Source organism: Amycolatopsis sp. A1MSW2902, assembly GCF_017312175.1.
Classification (GTDB): Bacteria; Actinomycetota; Actinomycetes; order Mycobacteriales; family Pseudonocardiaceae; genus Amycolatopsis; species Amycolatopsis nivea.
This window is the reverse complement of record NZ_QJPO01000001.1, coordinates 1,228,986-1,250,982: the sequence shown is the minus strand read 5'-3', so window position 1 is coordinate 1,250,982 and position 21,997 is coordinate 1,228,986. Positions and strand designations below refer to the sequence as shown.

Here is a 21,997-nt window from a genome sequence, read left to right as displayed (position 1 = left end):
GGTAGCGGTCAGCGGGCGCTCAGCCATCCGTATTCCGGTGCCGAATCGAGCACGATCCCGTCCGCCACCGCGACCAGTTGCTCGCGCGGCAAGCGGCCGGAAACGGTCAGCCATCGCCCGGTCGACAATCGCACGGTGACCTGCGCGTCGGCCGGTCCGGAGGCGGGCACGTAAGCGCCGGAGAGACCGCGCACCTGCACCGGCCCGGACCCGCTGAGCGCCGGGGAGCCGCCGCTGATCGTCGCGCGCACCTTGCCGCTCGGGCCGCTCGCGTCGAGCACCGTCGTCGCGTTGTCGGAACTGGTGCCGCGAACGGTCGTGGCCTCTTCGTGCAGACCGGCGGGCAGCGGTCCGAAGCGCGCCTCGCCGCGGACCCGGACTGGGTCGACGGTCACGGAATCGGCTACTTGCTGGGCCGCATCGCGCGCGTCCGGGACGCCTTCGACCTTGGCGGTCAGCACGTAGCGGTTGTCCGGCATCCAGGTAAGCGTGGCGATCGTGTCGCTCGGGCCGGTCACCATGGCGATCCGGCCGTGCACCACGACCTGGTCCTTCACCGCCGAGATGCGCAGTGCGGTCTGCGCCCATTCCGGATCGGCCGTCGAGTGCGCCGCGAGTTCCACCCGGCTCGCGCCGGACTGCCATTGCCGCACCTGCGCGGTCGTTCCGGGCCCGCCGGAGCGGTACTGCTCGGTGAAGCCGTCCGGCAGCCAGCCCGGCGTGTACGCGAGCACCGGTCGTCCGGCGGCGGGCGTGAGCTGCGCGGGCGCTTCGGCGACCGTTTCGACCACCAGCGGCACCCCGGCGGCGACCGCGATCACCGCGATCACCGCGGCGGCCAGCGCGAGGCGAGGACGGCGTCGGCGTTGCCGGGCCCGGGCGAGCGCGTTGAGCACCTGGTTGCCGTCCGGTGCCCGCTCGGCGAGCCGTTCGAGGCTGTCGCGCACCAGCGTCTCGGTCTCGTTCGAGGGGGTCATTCTCCTGCTCCGGTGGTGAGGGCGGCCGGCAACGAGGGCATTCCGGCGCGCAGCGTCGCCAGCGCGCGCGAAATCTGGCTGCGCACGGTCGAGACGCCGCAGCGGAGGAAATCCGCGATCTCGGCGTCGGTGTAGTTCTCGTAGTAGCGCAGGACGACCGCGGCGCGCTGTTTCCGCGGCAGCGTGGCCAGCAGGGCGAGCATTTCGTCGCGTTCGTCGTAGGCGGTGCTGGGATCGGCGGTCGGCGGCCCGAGCGCGTCGAGCACCGTGTGGTTCGACGGGACCACGCGGCGGGCGGCGCGGCGGCGCCACGACAGGTACTCGTTGGTGATCATCCGGCGGACGTAGGTGGGCGGCGATTCGATCTTCGACCAGCGTTGCTGGGCGCGCAGGAGCACGTCCTGGACGATGTCCTGCGCCAGATGCGGGTCGTCGGCGAGGACGGTCGCGTAGCGCAGCAGCCCGTCGAGGCGTTCCGCCACGAAATCGTCGAAACCGGTGGTCACGATCATCAGACGCGCGAGGGGCCGGTTTTGATGCTTCGGATCCGCAAATTGGTGACGAAGCCGTCGCGGCGGGCTCGCCCGAGCGGCCGACTAGGCTGGTGGGCATGGCTGTGGCGGTTCGGGTGATTCCCTGTCTCGACGTCGACGCGGGCCGGGTCGTGAAGGGCGTCAACTTCGCCGACCTGCGCGACGCGGGCGACCCGGTGGAGCTCGCGCGCCGGTACGACGCCGAAGGCGCCGACGAGCTGACCTTCCTCGACGTCACCGCGTCCTCCGGCGACCGCGAAACCACCTTCGACGTGGTCCGCCGCACCGCCGAGCAGGTCTTCATCCCGCTCACCGTCGGCGGCGGCGTGCGCTCCACCGACGACGTCAACCGGCTGCTGCGCACCGGCGCGGACAAGGTGAGCATCAACACGGCCGCGATCGCCCGCCCGGAGCTGCTGCGCGAGGCGTCGCGCCGGTTCGGGGCGCAGTGCGTCGTGCTGTCCGTCGACGCGCGGCGAGTGCCCGAAGGCAGCGAACCGACCGCGTCCGGCTTCGAGGTCACCACGCACGGCGGCCGGCGCGGCACCGGCATCGACGCGGTGGAGTGGGCCGCGCGCGGCGAGGAACTCGGCGTGGGCGAGATCCTGCTCAACTCGATGGACGCCGACGGCACCAAAACCGGCTTCGACCTCGAACTGATCGACCTGGTCCGCAAGGCGGTGCGGGTTCCGGTGATCGCCAGCGGCGGCGCGGGCGCGACCGAGCACTTCCTGCCCGCCGTGCAAGCGGGCGCGGACGCAGTGCTCGCGGCGAGCGTATTCCACTTCGGACAGTTGACGATCGGCGACGTGAAGGGCGCGCTCCGCACCGGAGGGGTGGTCGTGCGATGAGCCTCTCGCCGGAACTTTCCGCCCGGATCAAGCGCAACGCGGACGGGCTGATCGCCGCGGTCGTGGTGGACCACGCGACGTCCGACGTGCTGATGATGGCCTGGATGAACGACGACGCGCTGGAATCCACGCTCACCACGCGCCGCGGCACGTACTGGTCGCGCAGCAGGCAGGAATTGTGGGTGAAGGGCGAGACCTCGGGCCACGTCCAGCACGTCCGCGAAGTCCGCATCGACTGCGACGGCGACACGGTGCTGCTGCGCGTGGACCAGACCGGCCCGGCCTGCCACACCGGCACGCACACGTGCTTCGACACCGACGACCGGCTGCTGCTCGCGGACGAGAACGCGTGATGGCCGTCGTCGCGAACGTGCTGATCGGGCTCGTCGCCCTGATCCACCTGTACATCGTGGTGCTGGAGATGGCCCTGTGGACCACGCCGCGGGCGCGCGCGGCGTTCGGCACCACCGAGGAGTTCGCCCGCGAGAGCAAGACTTTGGCAGCGAACCAGGGGCTATACAACGGATTCCTCGCCGCCGCGCTGATCTGGGGCCTGATCGCGGCCGACCCGGCGGGTTTCCAGCTGAAGCTGTACGGCTTGGCGTGCGTGATCGTCGCCGGTCTGTACGGGGCCGCGACCGCGTCGAAGCGGATCCTGTTCGTGCAGGTGCTGCCTGGCGTGCTGGCGCTGGTTTTCCTGCTGCTGTCGCGCTAGTCGATGTTCCCGGTGAGGTAACGCTGCAACGTCGGCGCCACCGCCGTGACCAGCGTGTCCACCTCCGCCTCCACCATCGGCGGGAACCGCGCCACGTACCGGATCAACCCGACCCCCACCAGCTGCGATGCGCACAACGCCACCCGCAGCTCCTGACGGTCGCCGCCGAGGTCGCTCAGCAGTCCGGTGAAAAACCCGGAGAAGAACTCGCGCAGCACGGTGCTCGCCGCCTCGTGGCTGGCGATGCTGCGGATCAGCGCCTGGAACGTGTCGCCGCCGACGCCGTCCCAGCGGGTCAGGAACGTGTGCACGATCCGGGTGCCCAGTTCCTCGACCGGGCCGGCGCGCAGGACCGTGACCAGCTCCGCCGGTTCGAACGGCAGTTTCAGCACCGCTTGCGCGAACAGGCCCTCCTTGCCGCCGAACCAGTGGTTGACCATGGCCGCGTCGACGCCGGCGCGCGCGGCGATCGAGCGGACCGTCGCGCGTTCGTAGCCGTTCTCGGCGAACACCGCGCGGGCCGCTTCGAGCAGCACCGCGCGGGTGTCCTGACCAGCGGGGCGGCGGCCGCGGCGGCGCGCGGTAGTGTCTTCGGTGCTCACCGGACCATCTTGACCGGTCGCCGCCTCGAATTCAACAGTCATTGAATTGAGAGCCCGCTGACCGGCGGACCCGGGCGTAGCGGCACAATGAGACGCATGGTCAGCTCAGCAGCCACGTCCACGGCCGGGCCCGGCCCGGTCAGCCCGTCCCGCGCCGAGTTCCGCGCGCTGGCCGAGAGCCGCCGCGTGATCCCCGTGGTGCGCCGGGTGCTCGCCGACGGCGAGACCCCGCTGGGGATTTACCGGAAGCTCGCCGCCGACCGGCCCGGCACGTTCCTCTTCGAATCGGCCGAGAACGGGAAATCGTGGTCGCGCTGGTCGTTCGTCGGCGTGCGCAGCCCGGCCGCGCTGACCGTGCGCGACGGCAAGGCGGTCTGGACCGGCACCCCGCCGGACAACCTGCCCACCGAGGGCGACCCGCTGCAGGTGCTGCGCGCGACCGTCGAGGCGCTGCACACCGAACCGCTTCCCGGCCTGCCCCCGCTGACCGGCGGGATGGTCGGCTACCTCGGCTACGATTCCGTGCGCTGGCTGGAAAAGCTGCCCGAGCTGGCCGAACGGGACCTCGACATTCCCGAGCTGACCATGCTGCTCGCCACCGACCTCGCCGCGTTCGACCACCACGAGGGTACCGTCACGCTGATCGCCAACGCGGTCAACTGGGACGACTCGGCCGAGCGCGTGGACGCCGCCTACGACGACGCGCTGGCCCGGCTGTCCGCGATGACCGAGCAGCTGCGGGTGCCCGCGCCGCCCACGGTCGCGACGTTCGACCGCCCCGCGCCGGAATTCCGCCGCCACCGCAGCAAGGAAGACTTCCACGCGGCGGTCGACAAGGCGGTCGAGGCGATCAAGGCCGGCGAAGCGTTCCAGGTCGTGCCGTCGCAACGATTCGAGATCGAGACCGGGGCCGACGCGCTCGACGTGTACCGCGTCCTGCGCACCTCCAACCCGAGCCCGTACATGTACCTGCTGCGGCTGGAGGGCTTCGACATCGTCGGCTCCAGCCCGGAATCGCTGGTGACCGTCCGCGACGGCCGCGCCACCACGCATCCCATCGCGGGCACCCGCTGGCGGGGCGCGGATCCGGAGGAGGACGCGCAGCTGGCCAAGGACCTGCTCGCGGACGAGAAGGAACGCGCCGAGCACCTGATGCTCGTCGACCTCGGCCGCAACGACCTCGGCAAGGTCTGCAAGCCGGGCACCGTGCACGTGGTCGACTTCTTCCAGATCGAGCGCTACAGCCACGTCATGCACATCGTGTCCACGGTGACCGGCGAGCTGAAGGACGACGCCACGGCGTTCGACGCGGTCGCGGCCTGCTTCCCGGCGGGCACCCTTTCCGGCGCGCCCAAGGTCCGGGCGATGCAGCTGATCGAGGAGCTGGAACCAGTGCGCCGCGCGCTGTACGGCGGCGTGGTCGGCTATCTGGACTTCGCCGGCGACGCGGACACGGCGATCGCCATCCGCACCGCGCTGATGCGCGACGGGACCGCGTACGTCCAGGCCGGCGGCGGCGTGGTCGCGGACTCGGTCCCGGACTACGAGGACACCGAATCGCTCAACAAGGCCCGCACCGTGCTGTCCGCGATCGCCGCGGCGGGCACGATGATCCCGGCGGGGGAGCTGGACCCGGCTGAGGACGCGGCCGGTGTCTGAGCAGCCCGAGGAGGCGGAACCACGGCGCGGCGGCGCCGAGGCGGAAGCGGCGGGCCCGGAAGCCCGGCCCGCGAACGGGACGAAGGCGAAGCGTCCACTGTGGACGATCATTCTCGCCCTCCTGCTCGGCGCGCTGGCCCTGTGGGGAGCGTCCCGGATGGTGTGGTTCGCCGAATTCCGCGACGAGGGCGTGCGCGGCACCGTCCTGTACACCGAACCCGGCGAACAGCGCGCCACCGCGCTCGTGCCGCTCGCGCTTCTGGCGCTCGCGGGCGTCGCCGGGGCGGTCGCGACCGGCGGCTGGCTGCGCCGGGCGCTCGGGATCGTGCTGGTGCTCGCCGGTGCGGCGGGCGTCTGGAACGGCGTCGACGGGATCAAGTTCGGCGGCTTCGCACCCGGGCTGCCGGGCACGGAAATCGTGCTCGGCCACCTGATCGCCGTGCTCGGCGGAATTCTCGTCGCGCTCGGCGGGTTGGCAGCGATCAAGTGGGCGGGAGCCGCGCGGAAGCTCGGTGCCCGTTACGCCGCGCCGGGAGCCAAGGCGGCGCGCAAGGATCCGGACACCGAGCTGTGGGAGGCGTTGTCGGAGGGGGACGACCCGACCGATCCGCCGGATCCGCGGCGCTGAGCAACCCGGAACCGGCCGGTCATCGAGCGGGGGTTAGCATCGTTTCGGCGGGAAGGGGAAGGTTTTTGTGAGCGAGCTTGCGAGTGGACCCAGGAGTGCGGCAGCGAGTAGGGGCGTCCGATGAGCGTGCTCGAAGACATCGTCGCCGGCGTGCGCGAGGACCTCGCGCAGCGGGAATCCGCGCTGCCGTTCGACGAACTGAAGGCAAGGGCGGCCAAGGCCGTCCCGCCGCGTGACGTGATGTCCGCGCTGCGCGAGTCCGGCATCGGCGTCATCGCCGAGGTGAAGCGGCGCAGCCCGTCCAAGGGCGATCTGGCCGCGATTCCCGACCCGGCCGCGCTGGCCCGCGACTACGAGGACGCCGGCGCGCGCGTGATCAGTGTGCTCACCGAGCAGCGCCGCTTCGGCGGCTCGCTCGCCGACCTCGACGCGGTGCGCGCCGCGGTCGACATTCCCGTGCTGCGCAAGGACTTCATCGTCAGCCCGTACCAGGTGCACGAGGCCCGGCTGCACGGCGCGGACATGGTGCTGCTGATCGTCGCCGCGCTGGAGCAGAACGCGCTCGCCGCGCTGCTCGACCGCGTCGAATCGCTCGGCATGACCGCGCTCGTGGAGATCCACAACGCCGAGGAGGCCGACCGCGCGCTCGAAGCGGGCGCGAAGGTCATCGGCGTCAACGCGCGCAACCTGCACACCCTCGAAGTGGACCGCGACGTGTTCTCCCGCCTCGCGCCCGGCCTGCCGATGGACGTGTTCAAGGTCGCCGAGTCCGGCGTCCGCGGCCCGGGCGACCTGATGTCGTACGCCGGCCACGGCGCGGACGCGGTGCTCGTCGGCGAGGGCCTGGTCGCCTCCGGAGACCCGAAGGGCGCGGTCGTCAAGCTCGTCACCGCCGGTTCGCACCCCGCCTGCCCGAGGCCCTCGCGGTGACCGAACGAAGCAAGCACGACCCGGACGAGCGCGGCTACTACGGCCCGTACGGCGGCCGGTTCATGCCGGAAGCGCTGATCGGCGTGGTCGACGAGGTCGCGGCGGAGTACGAGAAGGCCCGCCACGACCCCGCGTTCACCAACGAGCTGAACCGGCTGCTCACCGAGTACGCGGGCCGTCCGTCGCTGCTCACCGAGGCCAAGCGGTTCGGTGAGCACGCCGGCGGCGCGCGGGTGTTCCTCAAGCGCGAGGACCTCAACCACACCGGTTCGCACAAGATCAACAACGTGCTGGGCCAGGCGCTGCTCACCGTGCGGATGGGCAAGAAGCGCGTCATCGCGGAGACCGGCGCGGGCCAGCACGGCGTCGCCACGGCCACCGCGTGCGCGCTGCTGGGTCTGGACTGCGTCGTGTACATGGGCGAGGTCGACACCGAGCGGCAGTCACTGAACGTCGCGCGGATGAAGCTGCTCGGCGCCGAGGTCATCCCGGTGAAGACGGGGTCGCGCACGCTCAAGGACGCGATCAACGAGGCGCTGCGCGACTGGGTCACCAACGCCGACACCACGCACTACCTCTTCGGCACCGCCGCCGGTCCGTCGCCGTTCCCGATGATGGTGCGCAACTTCCACCACGTCATCGGCGAGGAGGCGCGGGCGCAAATCCTGGAGAAGGCGGGCAGGCTGCCGGACGTCGTCGCGGCGTGCGTCGGCGGCGGGTCCAACGCCATCGGCATCTTCTCCGGCTTCTACGACGACCCGTCGGTGCGGCTGGTCGGCCTCGAGCCGGGCGGCGAGGGCATCGAGGGCAACCGGCACGGCGCGACGCTCACCAAGGGCAGCCCGGGCAACCTGCACGGCGCGATGTCGTACCTGCTGCAGGACGAGGACGGCCAGACGGTCGAATCGCATTCGATCTCGGCGGGCCTGGACTACCCGGGCGTCGGCCCGGAGCACGCGTGGCTCAAGGACTCCGGCCGCGCCGAGTACCGCCCGGTCACCGACGCGGCCGCGATGGACGCCTTCCGGCTGCTGTCGCGCACCGAGGGCATCATCCCGGCGATCGAATCGGCGCACGCGCTGGCCGGGGCCCTGGAACTGGGCCGCGAGCTGGGCCCGGACGGGCTGATCGTGGTCAACCTGTCGGGCCGGGGCGACAAGGACATGGACACCGCGGCCCAGTGGTTCGGGCTCGTGGACGGGGAGGGCAAGTGAGCGGCCTCGACGAGCTGTTCGCGGCGACGCGGGCGGAACACCGGGCCGCGCTGGTCGGCTACCTGCCCGCCGGATTCCCCTCCGTGGACGGGTCGAAGGACCTGCTGGCCGCGACGATCGACGGCGGAGCGGACCTGGTCGAGGTCGGCGTCCCGTACTCCGACCCGGTCATGGACGGCCCCACCATCCAGGCGGCCGCCGAGTCGGCGCTCGCCAGCGGATTCCGGCTGAAGCAGCTGTTCGAGGTCGTGGAATCGGTGTCCGCGCGCGGCGGCCGCGCGGTCGTGATGACGTACTGGAACCCGGTGCACCGCTACGGGGTCGACGCGTTCGCGCGCGACCTGGCGTCGGCCGGCGGGCTGGGCCTGATCACGCCGGACCTGATCCCGGACGAGGCGGACGAGTGGATGGCCGCGTCTCAGGAGCACGGCTTGGACCGGATCTTCCTGGTCGCGCCGTCGTCGTCGGAGGAGCGCCTGGCGAAGACCACGGCGGCCTCGTCGGGCTTCGTGTACGCGACCGCGGTGATGGGCGTGACCGGCGCCCGCGACGCGGTGGGTGTGCACGCGGAGGACCTGGTGCGGCGGACCCGTGCGCACACGGAGCTGCCGATCGGCGTCGGCCTCGGGGTCCGGTCGCGCGAGCAGGCCGCGCAGGTGGCCGGGTTCGCGGACGCGGTGATCGTCGGATCGGCGCTGGTCACGGCTGCGGCGGACGGTTCGGACGGCGTGGCGAAGCTGGCCGCGGAGCTGGCGAAGGGCGTGCGCGAGGCGGTCGCTCCGGCCTGATCACGGGTCGGTCGCCGGAAACTGTCGGTGGTCGTTCGTACTCTCTCGGTATGCAGACCAGCGACAGCAATCTCAGTGAAGCTCCCGGATTGGCAGAAGTACTCGCCCTGCCGAACGAACAGCTCCTCGGCAACCGGATCGAAGGAGTTGATGGGGCCCTGGTGATGGGGCCGGCTCCGACCGCGCTCCATCAGCAGTGGCTGCAGCGATTGCAGCTCGCAGTGGCGCCAGTCTTGCCGAAGGGCGCTGAACTGCTCCCCGGCGTCGCTGTCCGCTGCGGGGAAAGCCGGTTGCTGATCCCGGACTTCGTGATCGTCACCTGCCCGGACGTCGCGACGACCTGGTACCCGGCGTCCGAGGTGTTGCTGGCCGCGGAGATCGAATCGCCCTCCACCAGGGTGCAGGACCGGATCTTCAAGAAAGCCCTCTACGCCGAAGCCCTCATCCCGTACTACCTGCTCGTCGACCCGGAGCAGGAAGCCGCCACCGTCTACGCGCTTTCCGACGGCGACTACCTGCCGCACGCGAAGAGCGAAGGCGGGGTGCTCACCCTGGCCGAACCGTTCCCCGCGGAGCTGGATCTGCGGGCTTGAGCGGCCAGTTGTACGCATCGTGTACGCCGTCCGCGCACAGTGCGGCGCATGGCTTTCGACATCGGACAAGTTCCCCGGAGGACGTTCCTGCGCGGGGCGGCCGGCGTGAGCGCTGCCGCGGCGGCGGGGCTCGTGCTACCCGGCCTCGCGGACGCTGCCGACGCGCCGCGCATCTACAGCTGTGCCGAATGGGGCGCGCGCCCGCCCGCGGATCCGCTCACCACGCTCGACCATCCCGCCAACCGCGTGCTCATCCACCACATCGACTGCCCCAACAGCACCGACTACTCGCTCGAGCACGCGTTCCAGGTCGCGCGCGACGACCAGGCTGACCACATCGACAACAACGGCTGGTCCGACACCGGCCAGCACTTCACGGTCTCCCGCGGCGGCTACCGTCTCGAAGGCCGCCACGGCAGCCTGGACGCGTTGCGCAGCGGCAAAAAGATCGTCCGCGCGGCGCATTGCCCCGGCCAGAACGACAACGCGATCGGCATCGAGAACGAGGGCACCTACATGCAGGTCGCCCCGCCGAAGGCGCAGTTCGATTCGCTGGTCGTGTTCGTGGCGTATGTGTGTCGCCAGTACGGCATCCCGGTGAAGGAAATCAAGGGACACCGCGACTTCTACAACACGGATTGCCCGGGCGACAAGCTGTACGCGATGCTGCCGGAATTGCAGTCCCGGGTGGCGGCCCTGCTTCGTTGAGCGGGTTCAGTGCAGGAAACGCATTGCCCGGCACAATTCGGCGTCCTCCAGCGAACCCAGCTCGGCCACCTCGGCGCGGCGCACGTCCGCCAACGTGGTGGCCAGCTGGGGTCCGAACGCTGTCCGCAGCACGTCGTCGGCCTCGAACGCGTCGACCGCCTCCGACAACGACTTCGGCAACCGGGCGACTCCGGCCGCGGCGGCGTCAGCAGGGGAGAGCGAGCCTGGATCCACGCTGACTGGTTCCGGCAGGCGTGCCTCGGCGTCGATCCCAGCCAGTCCGGCGAAAAGCAGGCCAGCCACCACCAGGTACGGGTTCGCGGTGAGGTCGAAGCACTTCAGTTCCAGATTCGCCGCCGTGTCGCGCTGTCCGGCCGCGCCGCGGATCAGCCGCAGCGGTGCTTCGCGGTTTTCCAATCCCCACGCGGTAAACACGCCTGCCCAATGGTGCGGTTCCAGTCGCAGATAGCTGACCACCGACGGCGCGCCCACCGCCAGCAACGCGGGCAACCGGCGGAAAATCCCCGCGCCGAAGGATTCCGCGGTCGAGGTCAACCCGAACGCGCCGGTCCCGCCCGCGCACAGATTCCGGTCGCCGTCCCAAAGACTCAAATGCACGTGCCCGCCATTGCCGACGCCGCCGGGTTCGAACTTCGGCGTGAACGACGCGCGCAACCCGTGCGTGGCGGTCACCGTTCGCACGGTTTCCCTTGTCAGCACGGCTAAATCGGCCGCGCGCAAGGGATCCGTCGCCGCGATCGACAGCTCGAACTGGCCCGCCGCGTACTCTGGGTGGATCTGCTCCACCGTCACCCCGCAACGCTCCAAAGTGGACACAAGGGTGCGCAGGTACTCGTGGTTCGCGCTCAACCGGGAGTATCCGTAAGCCGGCCCGGGCAGCGGGACCCCGTCCGCGTCGGTCGCGATCCACTCCAGTTCGAACGCCATCCGCGCGGTCAGCCCGCGGTCGGCGAGCTGGGCCACGGCGGTCGCGGCGAGCGCGCGGGTGTCCTGCGGGTGCGGCTGTCCGTCCTGGTCGTACCGCCACGCGGGGGCCCACGCCCAGCCGGGTTGGGCGGCGAGGACGGTGAGCGCGTCGAGGTCGGGATGCAGCCGCAGGTCGCCGACCGGTCCGAGGGAGTGCTCGCCGTTCGCGATGCTGTCGGTGCCGAGGAAGAAGTCGAACGAATTGGACGCGCCGACGCCCCACGCCGCGACCGTCGCCAGCCTCGCCACCGGGACGGCTTTGACCCGCGAAATCCCGGAGTTGTCCACGAAACTCAGCGCGACGAGCTCGACGCCCGCTTCCTTCATCCGGCCGGCGGCGGCAGCGCCGAGTTCCGCGAGCCGGTCGCGGTCGAGGTGCGAGGGGGTGGACGGCAAGGCGCGCTCCTTCGATACCGGACGAGGTTCAGCCAGTCGGCGCTGGTTGTCCGCGCCGCCTCGGATGTTCACTGTGTACTCCGCGGGGAAAGGAGCGCATCCGTGTCCGGAGACCGTCCCGAATTGCGGCGCACCCTGTCAGTCTGGCAGGCCGTCGGGCTGTCCGTCGCGCTCATGGCACCCAGCATGGCCGCGAACATCAATCCACAGCAAACGGCCGCGGCCGCCGGACGCGCGGTGCCGCTGGCGTTCCTGCTTTCGGCGGCGGGAGTGCTGCTGGTCGCGTACGGCTTCGTCCAGCTCTGCCGGCACTACCAGCACGCCGGATCCGTCTACGCTTTCGTCGGCGCGACCCTCGGCCCGCGCGCGGGCGTGGTGTCCGGGATCGGGCTTCTCGGCACGTACACCTTCTACGCCGTGGTCACCAGTTCCGCCGCGGGCGTGCTGGGCACGGCGTTCCTGACGCAGGTCGGGATCTGGCCGCATCCGCCGTCGTGGGGGCCGTTCGTGCTGACCGCGGTCGCGCTGGTCGGCAGCTGGCTGCTCGCGGTCGCCCCGGCCCGCCGCGGCACCAGCACGCTGCTCGCCGTCGAGGGCGCGACCATCGCGCTCATCCTGCTGGTCACCGTGGTCATCCTGGTCCGTTTGATCGCGGGCGACGCCCCCAGCGGCCGGTTCACCCTCCAGGTTTTCGTGCCGGACACCGGAATCTCCGGCATTTTCCTCGGCGCGGTGTTCGGTTTCCTGTCGTTCGCCGGGTTCGAGGCCGCCGCGACGCTCGGCGAGGAAACCCGAGACCCGCGCCGCAACATCCCACGCGCGATCCTCGGCACGGCCATCTTCGGCGGCGCCTACTTCGTCCTCGTGACCGCCGTCGAGATGATGGCCTTCGGCGGCAACGCCACCGCGTTCCACGACTCCCCGTCGCTGCTGGGCGACCTGGGCAGCCGCTTCGTCGGCCCGTGGGTCGGCGATGTCATCAGCGCGGGCGCCGCGATCAGCGCGTTCGGCTGCTGCCTGGCCTGCGTGGTCGGCGGCTCGCGCCTGCTGTTCGCCCTCGGCCGCGACGCCTTCGACGGCCGCGGCATCGGCCGGATCTCCGCCAAGGGCATCCCCGCCGTCGCGGTAACCGTGGTCGCACTCGCGGCGGCGCTGATCATCTTGGTGTGCGCGGTGTTCTTCGGCGCGACCGCGGACGACACCTTCTCCTGGGCTGGATCCATCGGAACCCTGCTGTTGCTGGTGATCTACCTGCTCACCACAGTCGGCGCGATCCTGCTGCTGTTCGTGCGGCGACGGATGCGCGTGCCGTGGTGGCATCTGGTGTTCCCGATCGGTGCACTGGTGCTGCTCGGCTACACCGTGTACGTCAACGTCGTGCCGTACCCGACCGAGGGCCCGCCGCGCTGGTTCCCGGTGGTAGCGGGCGGGGTGCTGGTGCTGGCTGTGGTCGTGGTGGCGTTGGCGCCCGGATTCGCCCGTAGGGTGGGGGAGAGGCTCGCTGAAGGAGAGGCATGACCCTGAGCAGTGCCGGGTCTGGTCGTTGCGCTAGAAGCGTTCGCCGCACTCGTGGCACTTGTTGTCTGTCGGCGTTGCGGTGGCACGGCACCCTTTGCATGCGAGGCGTATCTGTGTCGGCGGGCGAGGCGGACCTGGGCGGGCGAAGCCCGGTTCCTGGCGCAACCAATTGGTGAACAGATACAAGGGATTGATGCCGGTTTGGTCCTCGGGGTGATAGCGGCGCTGGTAACCACGGCTTCGGAGTCGGGGCCTCGCCGCGCTCATTGCGTATCCAGCCCGGTGCAACCGCTGCACCATTCGACACCGGCGAATCCGGTCGAGGCGAGTTCGTCGCGTTCGTGGCGCTCCGGGTAGGCGTCATCGACCGAGCACCATGGGATCAGCCACCGAACAGACGGGTCGGCCAACTCTCGTTTCCCGTAGCGATGCACTGTCCGCCGGAACGCGGCGGTCGGGTCAGCGTGCACTCGCAACGCCAGATCCGACGTGTGCGTCGCATGAGTGCGTATTTCCCCGGCTCGCACGCGCCCTGTTCGCTTGGTCATGATCTCAACGTTCGACTACGGACGGCGCCGGACCCATCCCTCAGCGGGTATCTCACCTTGAGAAGTACCATCGTGAGATGGCCGAGCCGAACCCCAGAGGCGGACCGCTGGCGTTGCCGGACTGGGCGTGGCGACGCTCCGACGTGCGGGATGCTCTGAAGGCACGCGACATCGGCGCATTGCTGCAAGCTGTGCAGCGCTACACCGGCGCGAGCCAAAGCCGGATCGCTGTCGCCGTCGGACTGTTGCAAGGCCGCGTGTCGGAGATCGTGCGCGGCAGCAGGACCGTGACCGCTCTGCAGCTGTTCGAACGGATCGCTGACGGGCTGGAGATGCCCGACGACGCGCGAATGCTGCTCGGCCTGGCACCCGTCCACCCGGCTGGGCTCGACCACCTCGGTGCGAGCGGGCGGGCCGAGATCCTGGCGGTGTTCCCCTCGCAGTCCAGGGCGCGGCCGGAGATCGAGCAGAGAGCCGGCGAAGCAACCGAAGTCGATGTGCTGGCCGTGCGCGGGCTCGGCATCCTCGGCATGAACGACTCGCTGTTGCGCACCCACGTCCGGCAACGCGCGGCGTCCGTGCGGGTGCTCCTGCTCGATCCCGACGGAGAGGCGGCGGAGCGTCGCGCTGCTGAGATCGGCGAGAAATGGGGCAGCTTCTCCGCCGGAATCCGGCTGTCGATCGAACTGCTGCACGACCTCGCCGACGAGGGGGCGGAAGTCGAGGCGCACACCTATGACGTGTTGCCGACGTGGCGGGTGATCGGCCTGGACTCGACGTTGTTCGTGTCGGCGTTCGGCAACAGCCACGAGGGGCACACGTCGCCGATGTACAAGATCACCGGGTCGCCGCATGGCGCACTCCACCGCGGCTTCCGTAGGTTCATGGACGAGCTGCGGCGGACCGCACGCCGCGTCGTCTAGGGAGGTGCCGAGTGGTGATAGAGGCTGAGCTGACCGCCGTCGTCCGGAACCCCGATCGCGTGCGGGCGGAGCTTGCCGAACGGGCCGAGCCGGTGCGCTCGGTCTACGCTGACACCTACTACGACCGTCCTGACCACTCGATGGATCGGGATGGCTACGAGTTGCGCGTGCGCACCATCACGACCGGCAGGCAGCAGCGAACCGTGGTGACCTACAAAGAGCCGCCGGTGGACGCGTCCTCGCGGTCCAAGCCGGAGCACGAGACGGCCGCCGACGATCCCGCGGTCATGGCGACGATCTTCGACGCGCTGGGGTTGGTGGAGCTGGTCTCGCTCGAAAAGCGTTGCGAGAACTACAGTTTCACCGCTGATGGGCGGGAAATGCTTGCCACCGTCGTCACGATCCCTGAGCTGGCCGGGCAGACGTTCATCGAACTGGAAACGATGGCCGAGCGAGACGAGTTGCCGGAAGCGCTGCGGTCGCTGCGCGAGGTGCTCGACGGGCTCGGCGTCGGCGAGGGCGACGCGGTCGAGCAGTCCTATACCGACATGGTGATGAAAGCCCGGGGCGACTAGGCCAGCGGGCGTGGTGGTCGTGCTGGCTGTCGCGTTGGCGCCCGGATTCGCCCGTAGGGTGGGGGAGAGGCTCGCTGAAGGAGAGGCATGACCGATCTGCTGGATTTCGTCGCGGACCTGCCGCTGGTCGATCACCACTGCCACGGCGTGCGCACCGGCGGCGTCGACCGCGACGGGTTCGAGCGGATGCTGACCGAGGCGGACACCGTGTCGCCGCTGGGGACGTCGCTCTTCGATTCGCTCATCGGTCTCGCCGTGCGCGAACGCTGTGCGCCGATCCTCGACCTGCCGAAGCACGCCCCGGCCGAGGAGTATCTCGCGCGCCGTGAAGAACTGGGCGCGCAAGAAGTCAACCGGCGGTTCCTTCGCAGCGCCGGCAGCACGGATTACTTGCTGGACGGCGGTTTCCTCCCCGAATCCCTCACCACGACGCAAGACTTCGCCGCACTGGCCGACGCCCGCGCGCACGACATCGTCCGGCTCGAACAGGTCGCCGAAGACGTCATCCGCGGCACCAGCGCCACTGGTTTCGCCGAGGACTTCGCTGCCGAACTCGACCGTCGCACCGCCACCGCGGTAGGCGTGAAGTCGATCGCGGCGTACCGGGTCGGGCTGGAGCTGTCCGGGGAACGTCCGGTCCCGGCCGAGGTCGAAGCCGCCGCCGGACGCTGGCTGTCCCGGATCGAGGCGGGCGAACCGGTCCGGCTGGCTGACGAGGTGCTGCACCGCCACCTGATCTGGGCCGGTATCGACCGGCGGCTGCCCGTGCAGTTCCACGTCGGCTACGGAGACTCCGACGTCGACCTCCACCGCTGCGATCCCTTGCGGCTCACCGGTTTGCTGCGCGCGACCCGCGACGCGGGCGTCCCGATCCTGCTGCTGCACAACTACCCGTTCCACCGCAACGCCGCCTACCTCGCGCAGGTCTTCGAGCACGTCTTCGTCGACGTAGGCCTCATCACCCACAACGCGGGCTTCCGCGCCCCCGCGATCCTGGCCGAGACGCTGGAACTCGCCCCGTTCGGGAAGCTGCTGTTCTCCACGGACGCGTTCGGCCTGGCCGAGCTGTATCACCTGGGCACCGCGCTGTTCCGGCAAGGACTGTCCGACTTCCTCCGCACCGCCCTCGCCGCCGACGCACTGTCCGAAGTAGACGCCATCCGGCTGGCCCGCCTGGCTGGCCATGAGAACGCGGCCCGGATTTACCGGCTGGAGCGGAAATGAAGGACCTGGTCGAGGCTTGGCGCGCGGCGTTGGCCGAGGAATTGCCCGCGGCGGTCGAGTTGCGGCATCGGATTCACGCCGACCCGCGTGCGTCCGGCGACGAAGACGACACCGCGCGGATCGTGGCGGCCGCGTTAGGCGACGGTGAGCGAGTGGCCAAGACCGGGCGGCTGATCGAGATCGCCGCACCGCACCCCGGCCCAGCCGTAGCGTTGCGTGCCGAACTCGACGCGCTCCCAGTAATAGAGCGCACCGGCGTCGAATGGGCCGCGAAAACCGGCCTCATGCACGCCTGCGGCCACGACGTCCACCTCGCCGCCTTGACCGCGGTCTGCCGAGCGGCGCGGCGCGTCGAACTCCCGCGCCCGCTGTACGCGATCCTGCAACCGCGTGAGGAAACGTCGCCGTCCGGAGCGCTGGACCTGGTCGAATCGGGCATTCTGGAGGAGCGCGGCATCGACACCGTCATCGGTGCGCACGTCCAGCCGCGGCTGCCGTACGGCGTCGTTTCGGCCGCGCCGGGGCCGGTGAACGCGTCCACGGACGAGTTCGAGGTCGTGGTGCACGGCGAAGGCGGGCACGCGGGGTATCCGCATTTGCTGCGCGACCCGGTGCTGGCGCTCAGCCAACTGGTGGTGAGCCTGCAGCAGATCGCGAGCCGCCGGATCGACCCGATGCACGGTGCGGTCTGCACGATCGGCAGGCTCAGCGCGGGCACCGCGGCGAATGTCGTGCCGAATTCGGCGTCCGCGTTCGGCTCGCTGCGGCTGATGCGCGCGAGCGACCGCGAACGTGCGCTGGAGGCGCTCGACGAGGTCGTGCACGCCACCGCCCGCGCGTACGGCTGCACGGCCGACCTCCGGATCAGCCCGTGCGAACCGGTCCTGGTCAACGATCCGGCGCTGGCCGCTGCCGCGCGGACCTGGCTCGAACGCGGCGGCGCGGACGTGGACGTGGATTTCCGGTCTTTCGGCGCGGACGATTTCGCGCATTACTGCGGCGACGGCGTCCGCGGCCTGATGCTGTTCGTCGGACTCGGCGAGACCGCGGGCGCGCCCAGCCTGCACGGCGAAACGTTCCTGCCCGAGGACGCGGCGGTCGGGCAGGTCGCGGACGCGCTGCTCGCCGGATACCTGGCCGCGGCCTCGGACCTGGAGTACCCGGAGGCGGCCGTGACCGGGCTGTGACCGGGTCTTGACTAAGGGTTCCGCGGCACCGGGACCACGACCGGGGCCCGACGCGCTACGGTGGCCGCGTGTACTCCGCAGCATTCCTGGCCACGATCCCGAGCCCCGACCAAGGCGTCTGGCACCTGGGCCCGATCCCGATCCGGGCGTACGCGCTCTGCATCATCGCCGGCATCATCGTCGCGATCTGGTGGGGCGAGCGGCGCTGGGAGGCCCGGGGCGGCACCAAGGGCACGGTGCTCGACATCGCGGTGTTCGCGGTGCCGTTCGGCCTGGTCGGCGGCCGGCTTTACCACGTCATCACCGACCCGGAGCTGTACTTCACCGAGGGCAAGAACCCCTGGAATGCCTTCGCGATCTGGGACGGCGGGCTCGGCATCTGGGGCGCGGTCGCGCTCGGCGCGGTCGGCGCGCTGATCGCCTGCCGCCGCCGGGGGATCCCGCTGCCCGCGATGGCCGACGCGATCGCGCCCGGCATCATCGTCGCGCAGGCGATCGGGCGGCTCGGCAACTACTTCAACCAGGAGCTGTACGGCGCGCACACCGACCTGCCGTGGGGCCTGGAGATCTACCAGCGCTTCGACCCGGCCACCGGCGCCCCGGACGCCCTCGGCGGCGTCGCGACCGGGCACATCCCGCTGCCGGAAAGCCCGGTGCACCCGACGTTCCTGTACGAGCTGATCTGGAACCTGCTGATCGCCCTGCTCGTGGTGTGGGCGGACCGCAAGTTCAAGCTCGGCCACGGCCGCGCGTTCGCGCTGTACGTCGCTGGCTACACCGTCGGCCGCGGCTTGATCGAGCTGATGCGCACCGACACCGCCAACCACATCCTCGGCCTGCGGGTCAACGTGTGGACCTCGATCCTGCTGTTCATCGGCGCGATGGCGTACTTCGTCGTCGCGGCCAAACGCGGTCCGCGCGAGGCCCCGGAGACGTTGCGCAGCAAGGGAGACGAGCGGAACGCCGCCGTCGAGTCCGAACCGGGCGACGCGGGGGAGAAGCCGGAACCGGACGAGAAGGCCGCGGAGGACACTGTGGACGCCGGGTCTTCCCCGGCCGACAACGGCAAGTCCGAGAAGTCTTAGGCGCAGAGCCGAAAAAGAGGTCCCCGCCCGGATTGGGCGGGGACCTCTTTTTTTGCAGCCCCGGGGTTCAACTGAGGAACGAACCGCCGAAGTAGTCGTCGTCATTGCCGGAGTCCTGACGCCGGGCACGGCGGCCCGACGACGGCGGCGGCTGCGGTGCGGACCGCTTCGGCCGGTCGCCTCGATCCGCGAGCGGATCGGCGAAATCGTCCTCCGGCTCCGGTTCCGGGGCGCGATGCCGAGGCGGAGCGGGCGGTGCTTCCTTCTCCGGAGCCGGCGCCGGGGGCGGGGGCGGCGGAGTCCGGTCGACGAGCGGATTGTCGTTCGAGTACTCCGCGGGCTCCGGCGCGGGCGGGGGCGGCGGCTGCGGACGGCCGCTGGTCGCCAACGGGTCCGATGCGGAGAACCCGGCGGGCTTGTCCGGCGTGTCCGGATACGTCGACCTTCCGGTGTCCGACAACGGGTTCCCGGCGCCACCGGTGCGCGCTTCGAGGATCTCCTCGGGGCTCTGGCCCTCCTCCAGTTCCTCGAGGATGTCCTTGGCCTCGCTGAGCTTCTCGTCGGCGAGCGCACGGACCTCGGGGTCGGCGAAGGCCCGGCCCGCGGCGACGTCCTCCCACGAGTATTCGCCCGCGTCGACCTTCCGCTTGATCAACCGCAGCTGCGCGGGAGCGTCCGGACGCGAGGCGGCCCGCTTGATCGCCTCGATCCGTTCCGGGGTGTCGGTTTTGGGCAGCGGGCGGAGCTTGATCTTCTCCAGGTCCTTCAGCAGCTGCTGGGACTTGCGGACCGTCCGGTCGAGCGCGGCCTCGGCCTCCCGCAGCTCGGGCGTCTTCCACGAATCGTCCGCGGTGACGGGGTAGGACATCTCGGCAGTTCCTCCTTAGTCGATGCGGCCGTGGATCCGGCCGCTCGCCGAGCGCCGGGGCGGATGGGACGGCGGATGGTTCGCGGGCGGGTGGTTCGGCTGGGACGGCGGGTGGCTCGGTTGCTGGGGCGGCTGGTGGTTCTGCTGGTTCTGCGGGGGCTGGTGCTGCGGACCGTCCGGTTCGGACCGCTGGTTCTGCCCCCGCTCGCCGGAACCCTGCGACCGGTCGCCCTCGTCGCCGGAGCGGCGGTCGCCGTTCCCCTCGTCGCCGGACGTGCGGTCGCCTTCGTCGTCTCCGCCTTCGCGCGAGCGCCGGTTCTCCGCGTGCGCCTCGCGCGACTCGTGGACGCCGTCCTTGCCCGCCTGCACGGCGTCCTTGGCGTCCTGGCCGATGCCCTTGGCGTTGTCCTTGATGTCGCCGACGTCGCCGCCGATGTTCTTCGCGATGTCGACGAGATCGCCGATGCTGCCGACGTCCTTGATCTTCTGCAGCTGCGACCCGATGTCCTTGATCGAGTTCCAGATGTCCTGGACCTTCGTGATGATGTCCTGGATCATCTCGATGATCGAGATCAGGGCGTTGATCAGCGGGAGCAGTTCGCTGAACGCGGTGATCGCGTCGGCGATCCAGCCCGCGATCGGGACGCACGCCTCCGCGGCCATCACCAGCAGCCGGTCGATCAGGCTCTTCAGCAGGTCGAGCGCCTTGGCCGCGAGCTTCTTCGACGTGTCCGACAGGAGGTCGAAACCCTTGGCGATCAGCGACGCGATCCCGGCCTCGGCGGCGAGCCCGGCCCGCCACCCGGCCTGCACGTAGGCCTTGTGCTCCAAGGAAGCCATGCCGTGCCAGGAATCGCTGACGGTCTTCTCGTTGGCGACCATCACCTCGGAGAACGCCTTCATCGCCTCGGAGATGTTGCGCCACGCCTCGGCGTCGGCCGACATCTTCGAGAAGTCGCCGGTGAGCGGTTCGATGAACTGCTGGGTGAGCGTGGTGCCGGTGAACTTCTGGTACACCCACTCGACGGCCATCACCTCGACGCCGGCGTCCTGCACCAGCGCCTGGATGTCCTCGCCGGAGGTGTCTTCCGGCGGCTGCAGCAGCTCGACGATCGAATCGCCGCGGTCGAAGTCGCCGGTGCCGCCGGGAACTCCGCCGGGCTCGCCGCCCGAAGCACCGGTGCCGCCCTCGCCGCCGTTGCCGCCGCCTTCACCGCCCTCGCTGCCGGAACCGCCCTCGTCGCCGCCTTCGCCGCCCCCGTCGCCGCCTTCGCTGCCGGAGCCGCCCTCGTCACCGGAGCCGCCTTCGTCGCCGCCCCGGCCGCCGCCTTCGTCGCCGCCCTCGTTGCCGCGGTCGCGGCCCCGCTCGTCGCCGCCTTCTCCGCCGCCGTCCCGGCCATCCCGGCCGTCGCCGCCGTCCTGACCGTCGCGGCCATCTCGACCATCCCGGCCGTCACGACCATCCCGACCGTCCCGGCCGTTGCCGTCGCCGGAGTTTCCCCCGGTGCCGCTCGGATGCGTCCCGTCGTCCCCTCCGGACGGACGGCGTCCGTCCGGGCCGGTGCCGGGGTGCTGGTTCCCTCCCGGATGGGTGGGCTGATGGCCGCCCGGAGGCGGCTGGTTGCCGGGATGCGGCTGGTTTCCCGGATGCGGCTGGTTCCCGGGGTGCGGCTGGTTGCCGCCGGGATGGGACGGCGGATGCGTCGTCCCCGATCCCCCGGAGTGGTGGCCGCCGCCATGCCCTCCGCCGTGCCGTGCCATGTCTTTTCCCCCTCGTCAGAACCGTGCGGTGCGGATGCGCATCAGGCCGCGCCGCGGCCGGAGTCGATGCCGTCGAACTGGTCGATGAACTGCTGGAGCAGCTGCGCGGAATTGGCGTCGTGGTGCGCGTAGGCCTGCGCCGCCTGCTTGACCCCGTCCGACAGCGAGGTCAGCCGCGAGTGGCCGAAGTCGAGCGTTCCGCCGTAGAGGTTCGCGACCAGCTGCACCACCGGCTGCAGCACCACGAACAGGCCGGTGAACCCGGACGTGTCGCACGCGGTGGAGCGCATGTAGTCGTTGATCTTGCTGATCTTCTCGTGGAGGCTGTCGAGCACCTCGGCGTACTGGTTCATCGTCTCGACGTCGACTTCTATGCCGGACATGAAAGAAACCGCCCTCCCCGTGAGCTATTCGGTTGCCGAACACTATGGCAACCGACGATCACCGGGCGTGGGCGGTTCCCCGAAATTTGTGCGATTACCTGGGAAGATCGGGCGAAGGGGACGAAGCGGGCGCATCGACTTCGTCACGTGCCGGGTGCGCGAGGCGGCCCCGGGGCTTATGCTTCGCGGACCGAAGCATCTCAGGACCCATCCGGAACTATGTCGTTCCGCGCTGCCGGATCGTTACCGTTCTTCCCCGTTCGGGGAGCTCCGAGGCGCTGCTGGGGTGTTTCCCAGGTGTTAAAGTCGCGCTAACAAGCGGGCCATCGTCGTCCCGTGCGCTC

Annotated in this window: 24 protein-coding genes; 16 read left to right on the top strand and 8 right to left on the bottom strand. The window is 70.4% G+C overall.

Translation table 11 applies throughout. The features are described 5' to 3' along the window. Window positions 1-8: 8 nt before the first annotated feature. Together DMP23_RS05790 and DMP23_RS05785 are read right to left on the bottom strand one after the other, a co-directional pair. The gene (locus DMP23_RS05790; protein WP_337820371.1) at window positions 9-977 is read right to left on the bottom strand and encodes a hypothetical protein; all 969 of its coding nucleotides are present in this window, start codon (window positions 975-977) and stop codon (window positions 9-11) included. Next, entirely contained in the window at window positions 974-1,489 is a 516-nt protein-coding gene (locus tag DMP23_RS05785; protein ID WP_037809651.1) for a SigE family RNA polymerase sigma factor, read from the bottom strand. The genes DMP23_RS05790 and DMP23_RS05785 overlap by 4 nt, the downstream gene beginning before the upstream one ends. Before the next feature lie 98 nt (window positions 1,490-1,587). Between DMP23_RS05785 and hisF the strand changes: the two genes are divergently transcribed. From hisF to DMP23_RS05770, 3 genes are read left to right on the top strand one after another with little or no spacing between them, the layout of a single operon-like run. Beyond that, window positions 1,588-2,361: an imidazole glycerol phosphate synthase subunit HisF gene (gene hisF, locus DMP23_RS05780; protein WP_037809653.1), complete on the top strand. Its 774-nt coding sequence runs from the start codon at window positions 1,588-1,590 to the stop codon at window positions 2,359-2,361. Continuing rightward, a complete protein-coding gene (gene hisI, locus DMP23_RS05775; RefSeq protein WP_037809655.1) occupies window positions 2,358-2,714 on the top strand; it encodes a phosphoribosyl-AMP cyclohydrolase in 357 nt (118 codons plus the stop codon). Before hisF ends, hisI begins: the two co-directional genes overlap by 4 nt. Next, window positions 2,714-3,076 carry a DUF1304 domain-containing protein gene (locus DMP23_RS05770; protein ID WP_037809656.1) on the top strand — a complete coding sequence of 121 codons (363 nt, stop codon included), beginning with the start codon at window positions 2,714-2,716 and terminating at the stop codon, window positions 3,074-3,076. The genes hisI and DMP23_RS05770 overlap by 1 nt, the downstream gene beginning before the upstream one ends. Here the strand turns inward: DMP23_RS05770 and DMP23_RS05765 are convergent. Then, window positions 3,073-3,678: a TetR/AcrR family transcriptional regulator gene (locus DMP23_RS05765; RefSeq protein ID WP_037809657.1), complete on the bottom strand. Its 606-nt coding sequence runs from the start codon at window positions 3,676-3,678 to the stop codon at window positions 3,073-3,075. The genes DMP23_RS05770 and DMP23_RS05765 overlap by 4 nt on opposite strands. Window positions 3,679-3,774: 96 nt before the next feature. Here DMP23_RS05765 and DMP23_RS05760 point away from each other — a divergent pair, with 96 nt between their 5' ends. The 7 genes from DMP23_RS05760 (at window position 3,775) to DMP23_RS05730 (ending at window position 10,198) form a co-directional block, all read left to right on the top strand. Then, window positions 3,775-5,337: an anthranilate synthase component I gene (locus DMP23_RS05760; protein WP_037809658.1), complete on the top strand. Its 1,563-nt coding sequence runs from the start codon at window positions 3,775-3,777 to the stop codon at window positions 5,335-5,337. Window positions 5,338-5,446: 109 nt separating this feature from the next. Then, a complete protein-coding gene (locus DMP23_RS05755) occupies window positions 5,447-5,965 on the top strand; it encodes a Trp biosynthesis-associated membrane protein (protein ID WP_051728716.1) in 519 nt (172 codons plus the stop codon). 120 nt (window positions 5,966-6,085) lie between these two features. Then, window positions 6,086-6,895, top strand: coding sequence for an indole-3-glycerol phosphate synthase TrpC (gene trpC, locus DMP23_RS05750; protein ID WP_134665817.1), 810 nt, complete (start codon window positions 6,086-6,088; stop codon window positions 6,893-6,895). Beyond that, complete coding sequence (gene trpB / locus DMP23_RS05745; RefSeq protein ID WP_439098609.1) at window positions 6,892-8,109, top strand: tryptophan synthase subunit beta; 1,218 nt, start codon at window positions 6,892-6,894, stop codon at window positions 8,107-8,109. The genes trpC and trpB overlap by 4 nt, the downstream gene beginning before the upstream one ends. After that, window positions 8,106-8,897, top strand: coding sequence for a tryptophan synthase subunit alpha (gene trpA / locus DMP23_RS05740; protein ID WP_337820370.1), 792 nt, complete (start codon window positions 8,106-8,108; stop codon window positions 8,895-8,897). Before trpB ends, trpA begins: the two co-directional genes overlap by 4 nt. 50 nt (window positions 8,898-8,947) lie before the next feature. Continuing rightward, window positions 8,948-9,490: a Uma2 family endonuclease gene (locus DMP23_RS05735; protein WP_337820369.1), complete on the top strand. Its 543-nt coding sequence runs from the start codon at window positions 8,948-8,950 to the stop codon at window positions 9,488-9,490. 48 nt (window positions 9,491-9,538) lie between these two features. Next, on the top strand, window positions 9,539-10,198 hold the full coding sequence (locus DMP23_RS05730) for a peptidoglycan recognition protein family protein (RefSeq protein ID WP_037809668.1): 660 nt from the start codon (window positions 9,539-9,541) through the stop codon (window positions 10,196-10,198). A gap of 6 nt (window positions 10,199-10,204) precedes the next feature. On the opposite strand, the gene DMP23_RS05725 is transcribed toward DMP23_RS05730, so the two are convergent. Then, window positions 10,205-11,512: a glutamine synthetase family protein gene (locus DMP23_RS05725; protein WP_337824367.1), complete on the bottom strand. Its 1,308-nt coding sequence runs from the start codon at window positions 11,510-11,512 to the stop codon at window positions 10,205-10,207. Window positions 11,513-11,683: 171 nt separating this feature from the next. On the opposite strand from DMP23_RS05725, the gene DMP23_RS05720 reads away from it, so the two are divergent. Continuing rightward, window positions 11,684-13,099, top strand: a complete 1,416-nt coding sequence (locus DMP23_RS05720; protein ID WP_337820368.1) for an APC family permease — start codon at window positions 11,684-11,686, stop codon at window positions 13,097-13,099. Window positions 13,100-13,362: 263 nt separating this feature from the next. Here DMP23_RS05720 and DMP23_RS05715 read toward each other — a convergent pair whose 3' ends face one another. Further along, window positions 13,363-13,647, bottom strand: coding sequence for a hypothetical protein (locus tag DMP23_RS05715; protein WP_275291485.1), 285 nt, complete (start codon window positions 13,645-13,647; stop codon window positions 13,363-13,365). Between the two features lie 77 nt (window positions 13,648-13,724). On the opposite strand from DMP23_RS05715, the gene DMP23_RS05710 reads away from it, so the two are divergent. The 5 genes from DMP23_RS05710 (at window position 13,725) to lgt (ending at window position 18,641) form a co-directional block, all read left to right on the top strand. Then, complete coding sequence (locus DMP23_RS05710) at window positions 13,725-14,570, top strand: XRE family transcriptional regulator (RefSeq protein ID WP_275291484.1); 846 nt, start codon at window positions 13,725-13,727, stop codon at window positions 14,568-14,570. Window positions 14,571-14,581: 11 nt separating this feature from the next. Further along, entirely contained in the window at window positions 14,582-15,145 is a 564-nt protein-coding gene (locus DMP23_RS05705; RefSeq protein WP_337820367.1) for a class IV adenylate cyclase, read from the top strand. An 87-nt stretch (window positions 15,146-15,232) separates the two neighbouring features. After that, window positions 15,233-16,369 carry an amidohydrolase family protein gene (locus DMP23_RS05700; RefSeq protein ID WP_337820366.1) on the top strand — a complete coding sequence of 379 codons (1,137 nt, stop codon included), beginning with the start codon at window positions 15,233-15,235 and terminating at the stop codon, window positions 16,367-16,369. Further along, window positions 16,366-17,556, top strand: a complete 1,191-nt coding sequence (locus DMP23_RS05695; protein ID WP_337820365.1) for a M20 metallopeptidase family protein — start codon at window positions 16,366-16,368, stop codon at window positions 17,554-17,556. The genes DMP23_RS05700 and DMP23_RS05695 overlap by 4 nt, the downstream gene beginning before the upstream one ends. Before the next feature lie 68 nt (window positions 17,557-17,624). After that, on the top strand, window positions 17,625-18,641 hold the full coding sequence (gene lgt, locus DMP23_RS05690) for a prolipoprotein diacylglyceryl transferase (RefSeq protein WP_337820364.1): 1,017 nt from the start codon (window positions 17,625-17,627) through the stop codon (window positions 18,639-18,641). 67 nt (window positions 18,642-18,708) lie between these two features. Here the strand turns inward: lgt and DMP23_RS05685 are convergent, their stop codons facing one another. Genes DMP23_RS05685 through DMP23_RS05675 form a run of 3 tightly spaced genes read right to left on the bottom strand, consistent with a single transcriptional unit; the run spans window position 18,709 to window position 21,653 of the window. Beyond that, window positions 18,709-19,509, bottom strand: a complete 801-nt coding sequence (locus DMP23_RS05685) for a hypothetical protein (protein WP_337820363.1) — start codon at window positions 19,507-19,509, stop codon at window positions 18,709-18,711. Between the two features lie 15 nt (window positions 19,510-19,524). After that, window positions 19,525-21,270 (bottom strand): hypothetical protein, encoded by a 1,746-nt coding sequence (locus tag DMP23_RS05680; protein WP_337820362.1) that lies wholly within the window; start codon window positions 21,268-21,270, stop codon window positions 19,525-19,527. Between the two features lie 41 nt (window positions 21,271-21,311). Continuing rightward, a complete protein-coding gene (locus tag DMP23_RS05675; protein ID WP_037809678.1) occupies window positions 21,312-21,653 on the bottom strand; it encodes a hypothetical protein in 342 nt (113 codons plus the stop codon). Window positions 21,654-21,997: the final 344 nt, after the last annotated feature.

Bases quoted from the DNA above. Each gene is read 5' to 3' on its own strand.
- DMP23_RS05790 (WP_337820371.1), bottom strand. From the start codon at position 977: ATGACCCCCTCGAACGAGACCGAGACGCTGGTGCGCGACAGCCTCGAA.
- DMP23_RS05785 (WP_037809651.1), bottom strand. From the start codon at position 1,489: ATGATCGTGACCACCGGTTTCGACGATTTCGTGGCGGAACGCCTCGAC.
- hisF (WP_037809653.1), top strand. From the start codon at position 1,588: ATGGCTGTGGCGGTTCGGGTGATTCCCTGTCTCGACGTCGACGCGGGC.
- hisI (WP_037809655.1), top strand. From the start codon at position 2,358: ATGAGCCTCTCGCCGGAACTTTCCGCCCGGATCAAGCGCAACGCGGAC.
- DMP23_RS05770 (WP_037809656.1), top strand. From the start codon at position 2,714: ATGGCCGTCGTCGCGAACGTGCTGATCGGGCTCGTCGCCCTGATCCAC.
- DMP23_RS05760 (WP_037809658.1), top strand. From the start codon at position 3,775: ATGGTCAGCTCAGCAGCCACGTCCACGGCCGGGCCCGGCCCGGTCAGC.
- trpC (WP_134665817.1), top strand. From the start codon at position 6,086: ATGAGCGTGCTCGAAGACATCGTCGCCGGCGTGCGCGAGGACCTCGCG.
- DMP23_RS05735 (WP_337820369.1), top strand. From the start codon at position 8,948: ATGCAGACCAGCGACAGCAATCTCAGTGAAGCTCCCGGATTGGCAGAA.
- DMP23_RS05730 (WP_037809668.1), top strand. From the start codon at position 9,539: ATGGCTTTCGACATCGGACAAGTTCCCCGGAGGACGTTCCTGCGCGGG.
- DMP23_RS05725 (WP_337824367.1), bottom strand. From the start codon at position 11,512: ATGAAGGAAGCGGGCGTCGAGCTCGTCGCGCTGAGTTTCGTGGACAAC.
- DMP23_RS05715 (WP_275291485.1), bottom strand. From the start codon at position 13,647: ATGACCAAGCGAACAGGGCGCGTGCGAGCCGGGGAAATACGCACTCAT.
- DMP23_RS05710 (WP_275291484.1), top strand. From the start codon at position 13,725: ATGGCCGAGCCGAACCCCAGAGGCGGACCGCTGGCGTTGCCGGACTGG.
- DMP23_RS05700 (WP_337820366.1), top strand. From the start codon at position 15,233: ATGACCGATCTGCTGGATTTCGTCGCGGACCTGCCGCTGGTCGATCAC.
- DMP23_RS05695 (WP_337820365.1), top strand. From the start codon at position 16,366: ATGAAGGACCTGGTCGAGGCTTGGCGCGCGGCGTTGGCCGAGGAATTG.
- DMP23_RS05685 (WP_337820363.1), bottom strand. From the start codon at position 19,509: ATGTCCTACCCCGTCACCGCGGACGATTCGTGGAAGACGCCCGAGCTG.
- DMP23_RS05680 (WP_337820362.1), bottom strand. From the start codon at position 21,270: ATGGCACGGCACGGCGGAGGGCATGGCGGCGGCCACCACTCCGGGGGA.
- DMP23_RS05675 (WP_037809678.1), bottom strand. From the start codon at position 21,653: ATGTCCGGCATAGAAGTCGACGTCGAGACGATGAACCAGTACGCCGAG.